The organism is Dokdonia sp. Asnod2-E02 (assembly GCF_045063915.1).
Classification (GTDB): domain Bacteria; phylum Bacteroidota; class Bacteroidia; order Flavobacteriales; family Flavobacteriaceae; genus Dokdonia.
Genome location: NZ_JBEFNX010000005.1, coordinates 692,945 through 709,699, shown reverse-complemented (window position 1 = coordinate 709,699; position 16,755 = coordinate 692,945). Strand labels below are relative to the sequence as shown.

General features: G+C 37.4%; 14 protein-coding genes. 3 read left to right on the top strand and 11 right to left on the bottom strand.

Annotated features, from left to right (window positions below):
- Positions 1–14: 14 nt before the first annotated feature.
- From ACJJVM_RS03130 to ACJJVM_RS03115, 4 genes are all read right to left on the bottom strand, one after another.
- The gene (locus ACJJVM_RS03130) at positions 15–740 is read right to left on the bottom strand and encodes a DUF6048 family protein (RefSeq protein ID WP_405210775.1); all 726 of its coding nucleotides are present in this window, start codon (positions 738–740) and stop codon (positions 15–17) included.
- A complete protein-coding gene (locus ACJJVM_RS03125; RefSeq protein WP_405210774.1) occupies positions 703–1,209 on the bottom strand; it encodes a DUF6452 family protein in 507 nt (168 codons plus the stop codon). The genes ACJJVM_RS03130 and ACJJVM_RS03125 overlap by 38 nt, the downstream gene beginning before the upstream one ends.
- Entirely contained in the window at positions 1,209–2,624 is a 1,416-nt protein-coding gene (gene rlmD / locus ACJJVM_RS03120) for a 23S rRNA (uracil(1939)-C(5))-methyltransferase RlmD (RefSeq protein WP_405210773.1), read from the bottom strand. Before rlmD ends, ACJJVM_RS03125 begins: the two co-directional genes overlap by 1 nt.
- Before the next feature lie 167 nt (positions 2,625–2,791).
- The gene (locus ACJJVM_RS03115) at positions 2,792–3,958 is read right to left on the bottom strand and encodes a mechanosensitive ion channel (RefSeq protein WP_298354444.1); all 1,167 of its coding nucleotides are present in this window, start codon (positions 3,956–3,958) and stop codon (positions 2,792–2,794) included.
- Between the two features lie 211 nt (positions 3,959–4,169).
- On the opposite strand from ACJJVM_RS03115, the gene rocD reads away from it, so the two are divergent.
- Entirely contained in the window at positions 4,170–5,450 is a 1,281-nt protein-coding gene (gene rocD / locus ACJJVM_RS03110; protein ID WP_299151463.1) for an ornithine--oxo-acid transaminase, read from the top strand.
- Positions 5,451–5,537: 87 nt separating this feature from the next.
- Here the strand turns inward: rocD and ACJJVM_RS03105 are convergent, their stop codons facing one another.
- Together ACJJVM_RS03105 and ACJJVM_RS03100 are read right to left on the bottom strand one after the other, a co-directional pair.
- Positions 5,538–5,876, bottom strand: a complete 339-nt coding sequence (locus ACJJVM_RS03105) for a CCC motif membrane protein (protein WP_298354439.1) — start codon at positions 5,874–5,876, stop codon at positions 5,538–5,540.
- A 15-nt stretch (positions 5,877–5,891) separates the two neighbouring features.
- Positions 5,892–6,116 carry a DUF2752 domain-containing protein gene (locus tag ACJJVM_RS03100; RefSeq protein ID WP_405212163.1) on the bottom strand — a complete coding sequence of 75 codons (225 nt, stop codon included), beginning with the start codon at positions 6,114–6,116 and terminating at the stop codon, positions 5,892–5,894.
- 255 nt (positions 6,117–6,371) lie between these two features.
- On the opposite strand from ACJJVM_RS03100, the gene ACJJVM_RS03095 reads away from it, so the two are divergent.
- Positions 6,372–6,920, top strand: coding sequence for a Smr/MutS family protein (locus ACJJVM_RS03095; protein WP_405210772.1), 549 nt, complete (start codon positions 6,372–6,374; stop codon positions 6,918–6,920).
- On the opposite strand, the gene ACJJVM_RS03090 is transcribed toward ACJJVM_RS03095, so the two are convergent.
- Positions 6,910–7,842, bottom strand: coding sequence for a hypothetical protein (locus tag ACJJVM_RS03090; protein ID WP_405210771.1), 933 nt, complete (start codon positions 7,840–7,842; stop codon positions 6,910–6,912). The genes ACJJVM_RS03095 and ACJJVM_RS03090 overlap by 11 nt on opposite strands.
- 209 nt (positions 7,843–8,051) lie before the next feature.
- Here ACJJVM_RS03090 and ACJJVM_RS03085 point away from each other — a divergent pair, with 209 nt between their 5' ends.
- Positions 8,052–9,209 carry a cysteine desulfurase family protein gene (locus ACJJVM_RS03085; protein ID WP_405210770.1) on the top strand — a complete coding sequence of 386 codons (1,158 nt, stop codon included), beginning with the start codon at positions 8,052–8,054 and terminating at the stop codon, positions 9,207–9,209.
- Position 9,210: 1 nt separating this feature from the next.
- On the opposite strand, the gene ACJJVM_RS03080 is transcribed toward ACJJVM_RS03085, so the two are convergent.
- From ACJJVM_RS03080 to ACJJVM_RS03065, 4 genes are all read right to left on the bottom strand, one after another.
- A complete protein-coding gene (locus ACJJVM_RS03080) occupies positions 9,211–11,679 on the bottom strand; it encodes a carboxypeptidase-like regulatory domain-containing protein (RefSeq protein ID WP_405210769.1) in 2,469 nt (822 codons plus the stop codon).
- A complete protein-coding gene (locus ACJJVM_RS03075; RefSeq protein WP_405210768.1) occupies positions 11,669–13,378 on the bottom strand; it encodes a M23 family metallopeptidase in 1,710 nt (569 codons plus the stop codon). The genes ACJJVM_RS03080 and ACJJVM_RS03075 overlap by 11 nt, the downstream gene beginning before the upstream one ends.
- Before the next feature lie 77 nt (positions 13,379–13,455).
- A complete protein-coding gene (locus ACJJVM_RS03070) occupies positions 13,456–14,349 on the bottom strand; it encodes a DUF4249 family protein (protein ID WP_405210767.1) in 894 nt (297 codons plus the stop codon).
- 6 nt (positions 14,350–14,355) lie between these two features.
- Positions 14,356–16,734 (bottom strand): TonB-dependent receptor, encoded by a 2,379-nt coding sequence (locus ACJJVM_RS03065; RefSeq protein ID WP_405210766.1) that lies wholly within the window; start codon positions 16,732–16,734, stop codon positions 14,356–14,358.
- Between the last annotated feature and the right edge of the window lie 21 nt (positions 16,735–16,755).

Below are 16,755 nucleotides of genomic sequence, written 5' to 3'. Positions count from 1 at the left end.
GCGTAATTAATCCCCTACTTTTTAAAAATAGGGATAAGATATGATAGCGTATATCCATAACCCACACCTACCGTAGAGTCTTCGGTAACTTTACCGAAGCCCGGAATATAAAGATTTGCATATCCATCTGGGTCTTTTGTTGTGATAGATCTCTTAATCTGAACATTAACACCTAGGTAGATATTGCTAAAAAGTTCTACTTCTAGACCTAATTTAAGCTCTAGCCAAGTAGCATTGAGTCCAGAAAAATCTTGGGAGTCTAGTCTTGTGTCATCACCAAAAAGGGGATTTGTAGTGTATATGGTATAGCTGTCTAGCTCTTGACTAAAACTAGAAAAACCAGCACGTACACCTGCATAGATTAGGTTATTCATCCCAAACCAGTTCTCATAAGCATTGTAATTAAAACCGGCTTTTATGTAACTACCTTTTGTAGTATTCTCAATATTGGGTAAATCTGTTACTTTGGTTTCGTTGCCTAACTCTGCGGCTAGATAGTAGTTTTTCTTTATTCTAAAATCGCCTACTACTTCAAAGCCTGTGTAATTGTCATCAAGAAAAGATCGTACAGGTTTTGATAAATCTATACCTACTCTGAGGCCGTAGTAATCTGTAGGGACTTTTGCTACTGTATCAACTGCTATAGCTTCTTCTCCTATATCTTGAGCACTAACACCAGCAGATATAACGGTAAAAAGTAGGCTAGTGAAAAATACTAATGTGTGCTTCAACTTGATCATTTACCGTTGGGTTTTCTATTATAATATTCTGTATCCAAGTGCCATCATCTTGAGGAACTAGTTCTGCTAGTAACTCGTCATATATCACTCTAAAGCCGCAAGCCTTGCTTACATACTCCTCATCGCGTATGTAGGTAAACACTAGGTCATCTACATTTATAGGCTCGTCATCTTCTTCTTGAGAGTTTATTATAAATGAGTAGGTTGTAACATCTTCTATAGTACGTAGAGGGATAGCAATACTGTCTATGCCTGCACTCACTGTAAAGCCTGTATCTTCTGGTATAGATCCTTCTGCTACGATAGCAAGATTATTAGGAGCTTTTGGATCTGAAGGGCTGTCTGCATCATAAAACTTTATAATAAGCAGTGGGGTAGTGGGTGTAGTTTCTGCACAAATGTCATCACGCTCACAGGCGCTTTGCCCAAAGCATATAATGAGTAACAGTATATAAAAGAGTTTTTTCATTATGATCTTTTCTCTAAAAGTACAACATTCTCTACGTGATGAGTTTGAGGAAACATATCTACAGGTTGTACCTTAGTTACCTTATACACGTCATCTAGTAACGCAAGATCTCTTGCTTGTGTTGCACTATTACAGCTTACATATACAATTTTTTGAGGTGAGATATTTAATATCTGGTCTACAACGTCTTTGTGCATACCATCCCTAGGTGGGTCTGTTATTATAATATCTGGCTCACCGTGTGTGGCAATAAACTCTGAGTTAAAAACCTTCTTCATATCCCCTACAAAGAACTCAGCATTTTCTATACCATTGAGTTTTGCATTTTCCTTTGCAGCGGTGATAGCATCTGGTACAGCCTCTACACCTATCACTTTTTTAGCTTTTTTTGCAACAAACTGTGCGATAGTTCCTGTACCTGTATATAAGTCATATACAAGCTCATTACCTGTAAGGCCAGCAAAGTCTCTTGTAATTTTATATAACTCGTACGCTTGCTCTGAGTTAGTCTGGTAAAAGGACTTAGCATTGATCTTAAACTTAAGACCTTCCATCTCTTCAAAGATGTGATCACGCCCTGCATAACAAATTACCTCCTGATCATAAATGGTGTCATTGCCCTTACCATTAATTACATATAGTAAAGATGTAACCTCTGTAAAGGTGTCTTTTATGTAGTTAAGAAGTAGTTCTCTTTTTTGTACATCTTCCTTATAAAACTGTACGAGTACCATAAGCTCCCCAGTAGTAGAGGTGCGTATCATAAGCGTGCGTAAAAGACCTTCTTGATTTCTGGCATTGTAAAAAGCCATATCATTTGCGGTAGCAAATTCTTTTATACCATTACGTATAGCATTACTAGGGTCGCGCTGTAGGTGACATTTTTCAATATCAAGTATCTTATCCCACATACCTGCAATATGAAAACCAAGGGCGTTGCGATCTTCTATCACCTCGCCACTTTTTATTTGCTCTAGTGTGAGCCATTTTGAGTCAGAAAATCCAAACTCCATTTTATTTCTATAGAAGTACTGCTCTTTGCTTCCGGCAATAGGAGTAACTTCTGGTAATTCAATTTTTCCTAGGCGGGTTAGATTATTTACTACCTCTTGCTGTTTGTACTCAAGCTGGTATTTATAATCCATATGCTGCCACTTGCAACCACCACAAAACTCAAAGTGCTGGCATTGTGGTTCTGTACGCTTTTGCGAAAGCGTAACCACCTCTGTTGCAGTACCCTCATAGTAGGCTTTACGTTTTTTTGTAGTCTGTACGTGTACCACATCTCCTGGTACAGCGTTGTTTATAAATAACACCTTACCATCTGGTGCGTGACCTATGGCTTTACCTTTTGCGCCGGCATCTGTTACGGCTATATTTTCAAAAATCTTACGATTAGTTTTACGTCTACCCATAGTGGCAAAAGTAGGATTTATATTAAAGCTATTTTCCGAAAATTATAAGAGATTATCAATAGTTTGTAAAGTATGACGCTTCTTGTGTTTTGTAATCACTAGAGCATAAAAAAAGGCTACTATAAAAATATAGTAGCCTAATTATTGAGGGAATTATTTATGAGGTGTTAGTCAACTTTATTGTTGAACTTATGTAAGATTTTTTTCATTTGCTCTCCTGCAGCTTCTCTACCTCCTAGACCAAAGCTCAGAACCACTGTAAGTGCTATAGTACCAAGTGTAAGACCAAAGGCAAGGTTAATAATCTCATCTGCAATGCCCATAGTGCTTAACCCTATTGCAAGGAAGATAGCGATGATAGCCATACGTACGATAGATGCTAAGAAAGCATTTTCTTTGGCTGCCATATTTTTATAAACGATGCTTGCAATCCAGTTACCTATTACTAGAATAACAAGTCCAAATAATATTTTACCACCATATACATTTATAGTTGCAAAGATTTCTGAAAGTTGTTTAAACTCTAACTTTTCTATAGCGGTAGTGATACCAAAAAGGAGGATAAAAAAGTAAACAATGTTACCTATAAGGTTTACCACATTTGTGTTACCCGTCATTTTATCAAGTTGCATTTTTTGAAGCGTAGCATTCATATTCATCCCGTTAAGAAGATCTTTTACAAGACCACTTAAGAAACGAGCACCTATTGTAAAGGCAAGAAGTATGATTGCTGCAACAGCTATTTTTGGTATGGCTGCCATAAAGCTAGATAGCATTGTAGTTGCCGGTATAGAGATAGAGTCCATCTCTAATATATTAAGTGCTACTATAAGTAATGGTATAAACACAAAAATGAAAACTACTTTTTTAAGGATGTTTACAACATCAATTTTAGTAGAGATTTTTAATTTAGGCAGTGCTTTACGTATGGTATCTCCAGACATTCCTACAAACTCTGCAACGATTGTTGCCAGCATATACCCTATGTATGTTACAAGACCGGCACCTACTATGCGAGGTATGAAGCCTAGAAAATCATCCAGCATATTTTTAAGAGGATCTAGGGCAGAGGTAAGACCTAAACGACCTAGCACAAGTGTAAAAACAAATATCATTACTAGTAAGTAAACTAGTTTTGATATAAATTTTGATAAAGTGATGGTGTCACTTTTTAATTTCTCATCAAGACCACTCTTTTTAATGATCTTTGCAGTTAATTTTTTGAGTAGCTTTGCTATAAATATACCTACTATAAGAAGTAGTATAGCGACAAGTGCGTTGATTAAGTAATCACCACTACTTAAGTTTTTAAGTAAATCGTTGAGATAGTCCATTTTGATTAATTATTTTAGTTTAGTCAAATGTACTTCGATTACTTAGGGTGCTATTTTATTTCTAGAAGCATCAAGACGTTAAAGATGAAATGCATATAAAACACGACATAATACACAGTTGTACTATGTTTTATGAGGTTGATTTCTCTCCTCTGACATAATTGTTAAGAATTAGGAATTGTAAATTATAGATTAAAAAAACTTACAAATTATGGCCACTGTTGATCAACTTACATCACAACAGGCAATCGCTCTCGAAGACAAGTACGGAGCACACAACTACCACCCGCTTCCAGTTGTACTTTCAAAGGGAGAAGGCGTTTACGTCTGGGACGTAGAAGGAAAAAAGTACTTTGATTTTTTATCTGCATACTCGGCAGTAAATCAAGGTCATTGTCATCCTAAAATTGTAGGAGCAATGACAAGTCAAGCACAAACACTTACACTTACGTCAAGAGCATTCTATAACGATATGCTAGGTAAGTTTGAGAAGTATGCTACAGAGACTTTTAACTATGACAAGCTCTTACCTATGAATACAGGTGCAGAGGCAGTAGAGACAGCTCTTAAACTTTGTAGAAAGTGGGCTTATGAGGTAAAAGGAATAGACGAGAACGAGGCAGAGATTATAGTATGTGAGAACAACTTTCACGGGAGAACCACAACCATCATCTCATTTTCTAACGACCCTGTGGCTCGTAAAAACTTTGGTCCTTACACAAAAGGATTTATTAAAATAGAGTATGATAATCTTAAAGCCCTAGAAGAAGCACTTAACAGCAGTTCTAATATAGCAGGTTTTCTAGTAGAGCCTATACAAGGAGAAGCAGGGGTATATGTACCTAGTGAGGGTTACCTAGCAGCGGCAAAAGAACTGTGTAAAAAACATAATGTACTCTTCATAGCAGACGAGGTGCAGACAGGTATAGCAAGAACAGGACGTTTACTTGCTACCTGTGGTAACTGCGATTGTTTAGATAAGCACTGTTCTGGTACACCAGAGGTAAAAGCAGATATCTTAATACTAGGTAAAGCCTTATCTGGAGGCGCATATCCTGTATCTGCAGTACTAGCAAATGATGATATTATGGGTGTAATAAAGCCTGGTAATCACGGTAGTACCTTTGGAGGAAATCCGGTTGCAGCGGCTATTGGTATTGCAGCACTTGAAGTTATTAAAGATGAAGAGCTTGCAGATAATGCACAAGAGCTAGGTGAACTCTTTAGAGCAGAGCTTGCAAAATTTATAGAGACAAGCTCTATTGTAAATGGTGTACGTGGTAAAGGATTACTTAACGCTATCCTTATTAACGATACAGAAGATAGCTCTACCGCTTGGGATATTTGTATCGCTTTACGTGATAATGGATTACTAGCAAAACCTACCCACGGTAATATCATACGTTTTGCACCACCGCTTGTAATGACTAAAGAGCAATTACTAGAATGTGTTGCGATTATTACAAAAACGCTTAAGCAATTTGAGAAGTAATAACTCTTAATGATATAAAGTAAAAAAGCCGCTTCAGTTATGAAGCGGCTTTTTTCTTTACTTTAATTCATCTTTTACATAAATGAATTATTCTGTAGGAAGTCCCATTTGTTCCATCATCTCACGTTGACTTTCCATATATGCATCCCATCCTCCCATAGAAACGATAGAATAAACAGACCATAAAAGCGAAATTACACCTAGTATAAGACCTACAATAGCAATAATTTTTGCCGTTTTAAATTGTCCTGCATTATCATAAATTTCAGGGTTCTCCATTAGTAACTTTTCGTCTTTCTTAAGTAAAAAGAAAGCAATACCAGAAAGTACTATTCCTCCTAATCCAGCAGAACAGCAACAAGCAACAAATGATATAATCCCTAGTACAAGAGATATCGTTACATTAGGTAATTTTTGTTTTTCCATTTTTTGAGTGGTTAATTAGTTAGTTGTCATTTTTATAATGTAGCTCACAATAATTGTAGCGACTGTCAATATAGCTAAAATTATGATACCCTTATTAGCATATTTAAAACTTATAAAGTGATTGAGTACTAATAAAAGTAAGAGTGTAATTAAAGGATAGATGGCAGGGTACATATAAAATGCATCTACAAACTCACCTCTTAGTATTAAAGCAATAGAACGCTGTATACCACACCCCATACACTCATATCCGAGGTATTTCTTATTAATACAGGGTAGCATATATTCTTCCATTCAGTTCACTCTAAGTGTGTAAACGCTTCAGTTATTATGCAAGCGCTCTCAAATTTAATAACTATTAGAGGAGATAGCCCTCCTTATGCGATAAAAAATGCAATATTTTATGCATTATGAGAAAGCAGTATAAAGTCAGTATCTAGATTCATTTTATACACAATGCTTATTTTTACCTATAAGGTTTAATACTTCTATGTTATGGTAAAAGGAACACGCGTACAAGCACTAGATGACGATTTTGAAGGTCTGGTAGTAGAGACGGTAGATGGAGAGATACTTGTAGAAGATAGTGATGGGTTTATTTTACGCTTTCGCGAAAGCGAACTCATACCCATTATAGATGATAGACTTAACCGTGATCTTGCTTATGTACCAGATAGTGTAATCTCTGAAAAAGAGCAGCCTAAAAGACGACAAGCCCCAAAAGTCTCTGCAAAAGAGCGCAATGCTCCTATGTTTGAGGTAGATCTACATATTAATAAACTTGTAAAATCTAAGCGTGGTATGAGCAATTATGAGATACTCACCCTACAGCTTGATACGGCAAGAGGTCAACTAGATTTTGCCATACGAAAGCGCATTCCAAAAATGGTTTTTATACACGGAGTAGGTGAGGGCGTACTGCGAGAGGAGCTCTATACTTTACTACGTAGATATGACGGTATTAAATTTTATGATGCAGATTTTCAAAAATATGGAGCAGGAGCAACCGAGGTCTACCTCTACCAAAACGCCACTACTCGTTAAAATCTGGCTTTTCTGTTATAACAACGTCTGGTGATGTATATACCCCAAAATTTTGAGTAGACTCATCACGCTGCTCATCTTGGTTTGCAGGGTTTATATAGACAAGTAACCTTGTAAATATAGATATCTGGAAGTCTGTAATAACATACTCGTTATCACGATACTCATCTACAGTGGTCTCTACCGCAATAGCTGGATTTAAGTAATCATCTTCGGTAGGCGCATCGGGGTTTGAGTTGTCATTTGCTGGGTTGAGATCCATATTTGCATCTTCGTTGCGTGTGAGCACTCCATCACCATCATCATCTGGGTCAAGGTAATCTGGTATCTCATCACCATCTGTATCTCTAGAGAGCATTGTATCTATAGCAGTCCCATCTACATTGAGAACCACACCTTCTAGCTCGGTAGGTACGTTATCACCATCATCATCAGAGTCTAATATGTCTGGAATGCCATCCTCATCAGTATCCTTAAGATCTGCAGTACCCGCGACACCTTCTGGGTCTTCTATCTCAGAAGGTATGCCATCCTCATCAGTTTCGGTCCCTGATCTTGTAATGAGCACTTCTCCCTCTGTACTTATAAACTCTTCTGCCACCACCGGTGTTGCAGGTGGTATAAGGCTACAAAAGTAATCACTAGATACCGCGTCATTAAAACGTCTGTATGAAACTTGGTCATCACCAGAGAGTGTAATGTCATCAAGTTCATCTACTCCCCCAAAAATATCTTGAGAGGTTGTAAACTGTAGCGCTAGCGTCTCGTTAGTACTTGTGTTAATTTTATAAAACACATACTCGCTATCTGTACAAAGTTCTAGCTCAAGATCATCAAAATCTATCTCTGTGACAATAAGATCACCATCGTCACACGAGGTAGCGATAAAAGAAAGGATAACTAAGGCTAGAAGCTTTTTCATATAAATTATGTTTATGACAAAAATAGGGTAAAGAGATGTAATTACGCTTTCGCGAAAAAAGTTATTTAAACAGCATTAACACCCTGCACTTACTAGTTACAATGTGCCGCTTCGGTACAAGCTTGCTCATCATATAGAAACGCTAAAGTGTAAGAGCTGTCGGGATATTTTAGTTATTTTTGTAGACTAATCCCTAAGGAATAACGTTTATGTCTCAGGTTTATTTTGATAATGCTGCAACCACTCAAATACGTCAAGAAGTATTAGAACGTATGATGGAAGTTATGAGAGAGGTGCCTGGTAATCCATCTTCTACACACGCCGTAGGTCGCACCGCAAAAAGTCACGTAGAAAGTGCACGTAAAACCATAGCAAAGATTCTTAATGTTACCGCGGGAGAGATTATTTTCACATCTGGAGGTACAGAGGCAGATAATCTTGTCATAAATAGTGCAGCTCGAGACCTAGGAGTACAACGCATTATTACCTCTCGTATAGAGCATCACGCAGTGCTACACGCAGCAGAAGAAGCAGCAAAAACTTATAACATTTTACTAGAGTACGTTCCCTTAAAAGAATGTGGTACTCCAGACGAAAAAAAGCTAGAAGAAATGCTCGTATCAAATGATGCAAAAACGCTCGTGAGCCTTATGCACGTTAATAATGAGGTGGGTAATATGATAGACATAAAAGCAATCGCGACTATGTGTAAATCATATGGAGCACTGGTACACTCAGATATGGTGCAAAGCATTGGCCATTATGCTATAGACCTTCAGGAGATTCCTGTAGATTTTGTAGCGGCTGCTGGTCATAAATTTCACGGGCCAAAAGGTGTAGGGTTTGCATTTATAAGAAAAAATAGTGGTCTTAAGCCACTTATCTTTGGTGGTTCACAAGAGCGTGGTTTACGAGCTGGTACAGAGGGTGTACATAATATTGCAGGACTTGAGACAGCAATGCAATGTGCATATACTCATCTTGAAGAAGAGAGCAATTATGTGAAAGGGGTAAAAACCTATTTCGCCGAAAGGCTTAAAAAAGAAATCCCTAGTGTAAAACTTAATGGGAATTGTAGCAATCCAGAGAAGAGTACATATACATTACTTAATGTATGCTTACCTATTGCTTCAGAAAAGGCATTATTGCTGCTTTTTCAATTAGATATGAAGGGTATTGCTTGCTCTAAAGGAAGCGCTTGCCAGAGTGGGAGTGATAAAGGATCACACGTACTTCAAGAAATCTTATCTGAAGATGATCTTAAAAAGCCTAGCGTGCGTTTTTCTTTCTCAAAGTATAATACAAAAGAGGAGGTAGACTACGTGATAAGTGTACTTAAAGAGTTTCTAGAAGGTGTACTTGCGTAGTCTAGAACTTAGCAGATACTCGTACATTAAAAACTCTAGGAGATAAAAAGTTAGGAATTGCAAACTGCTGTTGTGTACTTGCGTCTCTTACAAAGGTGTTTGTAATCGAGTTCAGTCTATCAAATATGTTATAGATTTCAAAACCAGCTGTAAGATCCTTGAAGACGTGCAGCCAGTGACCCTTTGGGAACGGTTTTGATGCATCTGTAAATACATAATTTATACCTGCATCTGCTCTAAAATAGTCTCTCAACCTAGGTAATTCTGAAAACACATAAGGATCTGCATAACTAGGTGATCCTCCTGGTAGGCCTGTCTGGTATACCATATTAATGTAAAGTTTCAAGCTAGGAATATTAGGCGCGTAGTCTTGAAATAGAAAAGCAACCTTTAATCGTTGGTCTGTAGGTCTTGGTATATACCCTTGATTATCTATATTTTCTTCTGTGCGCAGTACACCTAGACTTATCCAGCTTTGTGTACCTGGTACAAACTCACCATTAAGTCTGGTATCTATACCATAAGCTCTTGCCGTAGCATTATTTGTAGCTCTGTAACGTATGCGTACATTTTCTAAGGTATATGGATTTACATCTGTAAGACCTTTATAATATGCTTCTGTCACTAGTTTAAATGGGCGTTCCCAAAGATTAAAACTCCAGTCGTGGCCAGCTACAAGATGAAAAGATTTTTGAGCTTTTACATCTGGTCGTACCTGTCCCAGTGAGTCTCTCAACTCTCTATATAAAGGAGGTTGGGCATAGAGACCTCCAGATAATCTAAAAATCATATCTGAGTTGCCACCAGGTTTTAAACTAAGTTGTGCTCTCGGGCTTACCACGGTTTGTGTTGTATTCTCAATGTTATCTCCGCTTACCGTCCACTGTTGTGCTCGTACTCCAGCATTTATCCAGAGTTCATTATTTCCTATCTCGGTACGTTTGCTGTATTGTCCATAAGCAGAGAGTCTATTAATCTGGACATTATTACGGGCACGTATGTTTGTAAATGGCTCAAGAGGCGCATCAAATGCCGCATAAGGTTGCTCATTTGTAAAATCTCCTATAGGTGGTCTTATAGAAAACCCAGCAGAGTCTATAACCTCATATTCTTCTAGTCTATCACGTATATCTTCACGAGTATATTTTATGCCCCAATCTATCTGGTCTGTATCTTTCAGATACGTTCCTTTATGCTCTACATTTATAAAAAGTGCATCTAGATCATTACGAGCGTGTGTAAGTTGTGAGCCTATACCTTGTGTAAACTCTACATCACCTAGGTCTTCATCACCTATGTTAGTATTAGGTCTTCCTAAGCGATAGTCTGCAAAAATATCAAAATACTCTTGCTCTTGTGTGTGATATGCAGATCCTAAAACTTTGAGTGTGGTATGCTCATTAAGTTGGTAAGTACCTTTTAAGGCTCCAAAGTAAGTCTCATACTTATCTTCTTCTTGACCTTCATAAAAGACAATAAGGGCTAGAGGATCTGCAAGACTACCAAAATTGGTTTGTCGTGTAAGTGGCTCATAGTCATATTTATTTATCGCAATGTTCCCTAAAAAGTCTAGTTGAAATTTATTTGTAAACTTATACGTAAGCAATGACTGAGCGTCAAAAAAACGTGGTTTAAAGTTAGTTTCTGTTTGTTTTGCATTTACAAGAAGGCTATTATCGCGATAACGTACACCTGCAAGTGCTGTAAATCTCCCGTCTTTAGAAATTCCTTCACCAGAGATACTACCGCCTAGAAGGCTGGCATCTACACTGGCCGCAAAATCTACAGGCCTTCTGTAGGTAATGTCAAGTACAGAAGAAAGTTTGTCTCCATATTTTGCCTGAAATCCTCCAGCACTAAAAGCTACATTTTGAACTAGATCACTGTTTACAAAACTCAATCCTTCTTGCTGTCCAGAGCGTACTAAAAATGGACGGTAAACTTCTATTTCATTAATGTATACTAGGTTCTCGTCAAAGTTACCACCGCGCACAGCATATTGTGTACTGAGCTCATTGTTATTACTCACTCCTGGTAATGACTTGAGAAGATTTTCTACTCCCGCATTTGCACCTGGTGTCTTGCGTATAGTCTCTGGAGCTATGGTAGTCACGCCTTCTACACGCTGCCTGGTAGTAGTGGTAATAATAACTGTACCTAGTTGTTCAATATCGGTTTTTAATACTGGGTTAAACTCAATATCGGCATTTGCTTTAAGGTTGAAGGTTTGTGTTATTTTTTTAAAACCTACATAGGTATAAGATATTGCGATATCTTCATTTGCAGGAATCACTATTACATAAAAACCATTGTCATTTGTAACAGTGCCATCTCCCATAAATGCAACAGAAGCTCCTGGTACAGGTGTGTTTTTATCATCTAGTATGATGCCTCTTATAGTTGCCGTTTGGGCAAGACCTAGAGTTGTAAAACATAAAAGTAGGATGAGTAGGAGGTAGTTATTTTTCAATGGATGGTTTTCTAAAGAATGTAGTTTCAAATGTAGTACTATTTCCCACATTATCAGTCACGATAAGTTTGAGTTCGTTCTTAGTATCTGTAACGGCATTATCGTTAAAATCGTGTGTGAGTGTTTTGGTTTTTGGCTCATACTCAAGTAAGATAAACTTACCGTTTACTGTAGCACGGTATCCCTTTATACCACTTGCCAGGTCTTTTATCTCAAATTTAAGGTAGCGATATTTTGACATCCATTTACCTTTTGTAAAATTGCTCGCCTTTACCACCGGCGGGTCTGTGTCTTTTGCAATTGTATATTCTCCTAGGGTACGTGTGTTAATTTGAAGTTTATTATCCTTAATACGGGTATTACTGTAATACACATCACCTTTGTAATTTATTCTACCTAGATATAGCTTATCGCGATCTGACTCATTATAACCAGATAGGTCATATGATATACTTATATTTTTATGTACGGGTAGTACATCCTTGTGCAAAGTTAGTTTGTCACCCTCTGCTTTGAGATTTAAAAAGTAGTCATCATAAAATGCTCCTTTAGGAATATATACCTCAAATTTTCCTTCATTAAAATTGTATCCTTGGTCACTATATACAAAGTCTTTACCCTCTGTATTTGTTCTTGGTGAGCTTAGGCTATCTTTTTTACCACTTATAGGTATGTTTATGATTACTTCGTTATGTGCAAAATCTTTTACTTTTATTTGATACTGGTAAGCAAGACTATCTTCTATGGTAAGTATACCGTTATCGACCTGCTGCGTGTATATACTAAGCGGATTGTTTCTTTCTATAAACAACTTCTGTACGCGCTTTCTTTTGTCTTTATACAACCCATAATCTATCATTCGGTTGAGGTATCTGGTTTCTGCAAAGGAGAATTTATCCATTTTCACCTCAAAATTAGTCTCACCATTTATAGAGGTCGTGATGGTATAGATACCATTCTTATTATTTGCTAGGTCTTGCTGGTCTATGGTACCTATCGCAAAACCTATAGCTCCTATGGCCTTTATATTTTCTGCTTGGTAACTCCCGTCTGCCTTTTGGGTGAGGCGCACATCTATAGCTTCGGTTCCTTTATTGATGGTTGATTGATCACCTATAGGGTATGCACGTAAGTGATTTATAGTAGGCTTTCTAGTGTCTTTTGCCGTAAGTCCAAATAAGAAAGGATTCATAGGTCTTGCATTACCATCTCTTATTTCAAAGTGAAGGTGAGGACCGCCACTACTACCTGTGTTTCCACTATATGCAAGTATTTCTCCCTTGCCTATGGTAAGCTCTCCTTTTTTAGGAAATAGCTCAATCTCATAAGACTGTTTTTTGTATTGTGCTCGTTTTATATAAGCTTCTACCTCTGGACAAAATTTTTGTAAGTGTCCATACACAGTTGTATATCCATTAGGGTGAGCCACATAAATAGCTTTCCCATAACCGTAGTGAGATATTTTTATGCGTGTGATACTACCTTCGGCAGCTGCATAAACGGGTAAACCAGTTCTGCGCTGTGTTTTTAAATCAAGCCCACTATGAAAGTGGTTACTGCGTAACTCCCCAAAACTTCCAGCAAGTACAAGCTCGCCATCTAGCGGATTTACAAAGTAGTTTTCAGGAATTTCATTTTGAGAATATATTAATCCGGTTATCAGGACTAGTGCAAATGATAATAGCAATCGTTTTGACATAGGTACTAAAGTAAGTAATAGCTTTGTATAATTAAAAGTGATGGTGGTAATAAGTCCGCTTTCGCGAAAGCGTAATTCTATTCTTCTATAATCAAGCTCGCCGAAAACTGTTGCGACAATGAGAAATACCCCAGTATAAACGCATCTGGTCTATTTAAATTATCAAACTGATCTATATTATCTATGTCTGTAATATTAAGAATATTCCCTCTCACCGTTGCAGTAGGTGTCTGGAAGGGGCCGTTATCGCCCTGTTCACTTTGTTCTAAAAGTCCGTTCATATAATCATAAAACTGCTCATTTGCTCCCAGAATACTTATATCTACAGTATCACCGGGGTTAAGTGGTGTGTCTTCTGCATCATAAAAATAAGAGAACTCAAATTGTTGTCCTGGGTAAAAACGATCTTCTGTAGGGAGGTATTCATTAAAATCTAAATCAATGAGATAGTAATTTTCTTGTTCTGGAATATCTGTAAATGCAATAATTACTTCCTTATCGTCTTCATCAAAAAGTCCTCCATCACCTTGCTCAATAGTATCTATAGGAACAGACGGTGCAAATGTAGTTCTGGCAAAATAATCTTGCCCCTGGTGCGTGACAAAAAATAAATACTCAGACTCGCTAGTAAGCCAGCTGGTAACAATCTTATTATCTGTAACAGGAGAAACTGTTGTCGCAAATGGTCTGTATACACCTGGTTCACCCGGTACAGCCTCATAAGGTACAAACCCAGACTCATCACTTTTTTGAATAAACATATTCTCTACCTCTGCCGGTTGTATCTCACCAAAGAACGAAGAAGAAAGTGACACCTTTATGTTTGCCGCTGTTAATTGTTGCGTAGTGTCAATGCGTATGAGGGCATCTACAATAAGGCGAGGGTCTTCATCATTAAGATCTACATCTATTACATCTTCGCACGATGTAAATACTAGTAATAATGCTATAAGGAGTGTTATATATCTCATCTCTTACTAAAATTTAAAATTATAGGTAACCGCAGGAATGATTCCAAAAATGGCAGTTCTTACTGCCTCGTTATTACCAGTGTCTGCATTTTGTCTAAAGTTTATAGAGGCGGCATTACGGCGGTTATAGGCATTATAAATACTAAAAACCCATTCTGATTGCCACGATCTGTTCTTGTTTTTTTCTGGCGTAAGTGTCGCGCTTAAGTCTAGTCTATGGTAACTAGGTAATCTTTGCTCATTACGGGGTCCATATGTAGGGATGACAATACCTTGAAACTCAAATTGCCCCACTGGGAAGTTAGTAGGCTGTCCTGTTTGAAATAAGAAATTACTTCCAAATTTCCATTTATCACTAAGCTCATAATTAAGATTCATAGAGATATCGTGAGTTTTATCATAAGGTGTGTTATACCATTGCCCGCGATTAATACCTAACTCATTTGCAGTTCGACCTGGGGTGCGCTGCTCAGACTTAGATAAAGTATATGCTAGAAAGCCTTTAAACTTTCCGTCATTTTTACGCAATAAAAATTCAAGTCCATAGGCTCTAGCCTCACCTTGTAAAATAACTTGCTCTATGGCTTCGTTTGCAATGAGTTGAGCACCGTCTATATAGTCTATACGACCATCTATGTCTTTATAAAAAGCCTCGGTCTCTATGGTATACTCACTGCTACCTATCTCAAAGTTTTTAAAATAACCTATAGCATATTGATCCAGTTGTTGTGGTGCAGTAAACTCACCACTAGGTGTCCAGATATCAAGCGGAGTAGGGGAGCTTGTGTTAGATAATAAATGCAAGTATTGTACTAGTCTAGTATAACTCGCTTTGATAGACGTATCGTCATTAAAAGCATAAGAAGCCGCAATGCGAGGTTCAAGCGCATTAAATGTTGCTAGCTTATCTCCTCTAGAAAAAGAGGTATCTACACCTATAGGGTCTTCGCTTTGATAAATAAGTAAGAAGGGATCAAAAGATACTGGCTGGTCATCTCTGTAAATGTTAACCTCGTCTTGTCCCAATCTCGTAAAATTACTAAAGCGTAAACCATACTCAACTGTAAGGTTTTGCGATAATTTATGTTCTACGTCTACATATGCAGCAAACTCATTTGCATATTTTTTTACAAGCTGCTCTTCTACAATACCAGAGTCTGGACCATTAGGTTGAATTTTACCAGGATTAAAAGTATAGTATAAGTTATTAATACCTGAGTAGATCTTCATCTTGTCGTTAAGGTAGTGGGTAAGATCATATTTGATATTTATATTATTAATACCAGAGTTCCACTCAAAGCCTACAAAATCTAGATCAAGCCCATAGTAGTAATCACTATAAATAAGAGAGGCGTTTGAAAATAGCTTGTCACTAAAAATGTGATTCCATCTTAAATTACCTACCGCATTACCATATACATTTTTAAAACTATCGCTTACGCTAAAAAGGTCTCGACCAAAATAACCAGATAGATACAAGCTATTGTTATCATTAATTTTGTAATTAATCTTTGTATTAAGATCGTAGAAATAGGCTTTATTGTCTATATCAAATAGTGGTAAAAATAAATGTGCATATGATGCTCTACCGCCAAAGAGGAAAGCTGCTTTATCCTCTACAATAGGTCCTTCTACCAGCAGTCTACTTGCTACAGCGCCTATACCTCCGGTAACCTTTGTTTTCTTGCTGTTACCTTCCTTTTGATAAATATCTAAAACAGAAGATACCCGTCCACCATATCTAGCTGGTATACCTCCTTTATATAGTTTCAAATCCTTAATAGCATCTGGGTTAAACACGGAAAAAAAACCAAAGAGGTGTGAGGAGTTAAAAATGGTAGCCTCGTCTAGAAGAATTAAGTTTTGATCTGCAGCGCCACCTCGTACATTAAATCCAGAGGCTCCCTCACCAGCACTCGTTACACCAGGTAGCAGGAGTATCGCTTTTATAACATCTGCTTCTCCTAGTACAACTGGGATGCTTTTAATAGACTCAGAAGTGAGTGCATTTACACTCATTTGTGGTTTGCGTATTCTCACACGTTCTACCTTCTCTTCTATGACAATCTCATCTAGTTGTTCTAGTGATGTAGAGAGGGCTATATTGTTACGTATATCTTTATTGAGCTCTATAGTTTCTATCACATCTTTATAGCCTAAGTAGCTTACCTGTACCTTATAAATGCCTTCGGGTAGTGTGATAGAGTAAAAGCCATATGAGTTAGTCACAACACCATCATTAAGCTCAGGAAATAAGATGCTTACTCCTATCAAGGTTTCATTACTTGATACATCTGTAATGGTACCGCTCAAGGTGTATTTTTCTTGAGAGAGTAGGGGGTGTAACGACCCTAAAAATATCAGTACGTATAAAATATTTTTCATTGTAAAGATTTGAAGTAAAGC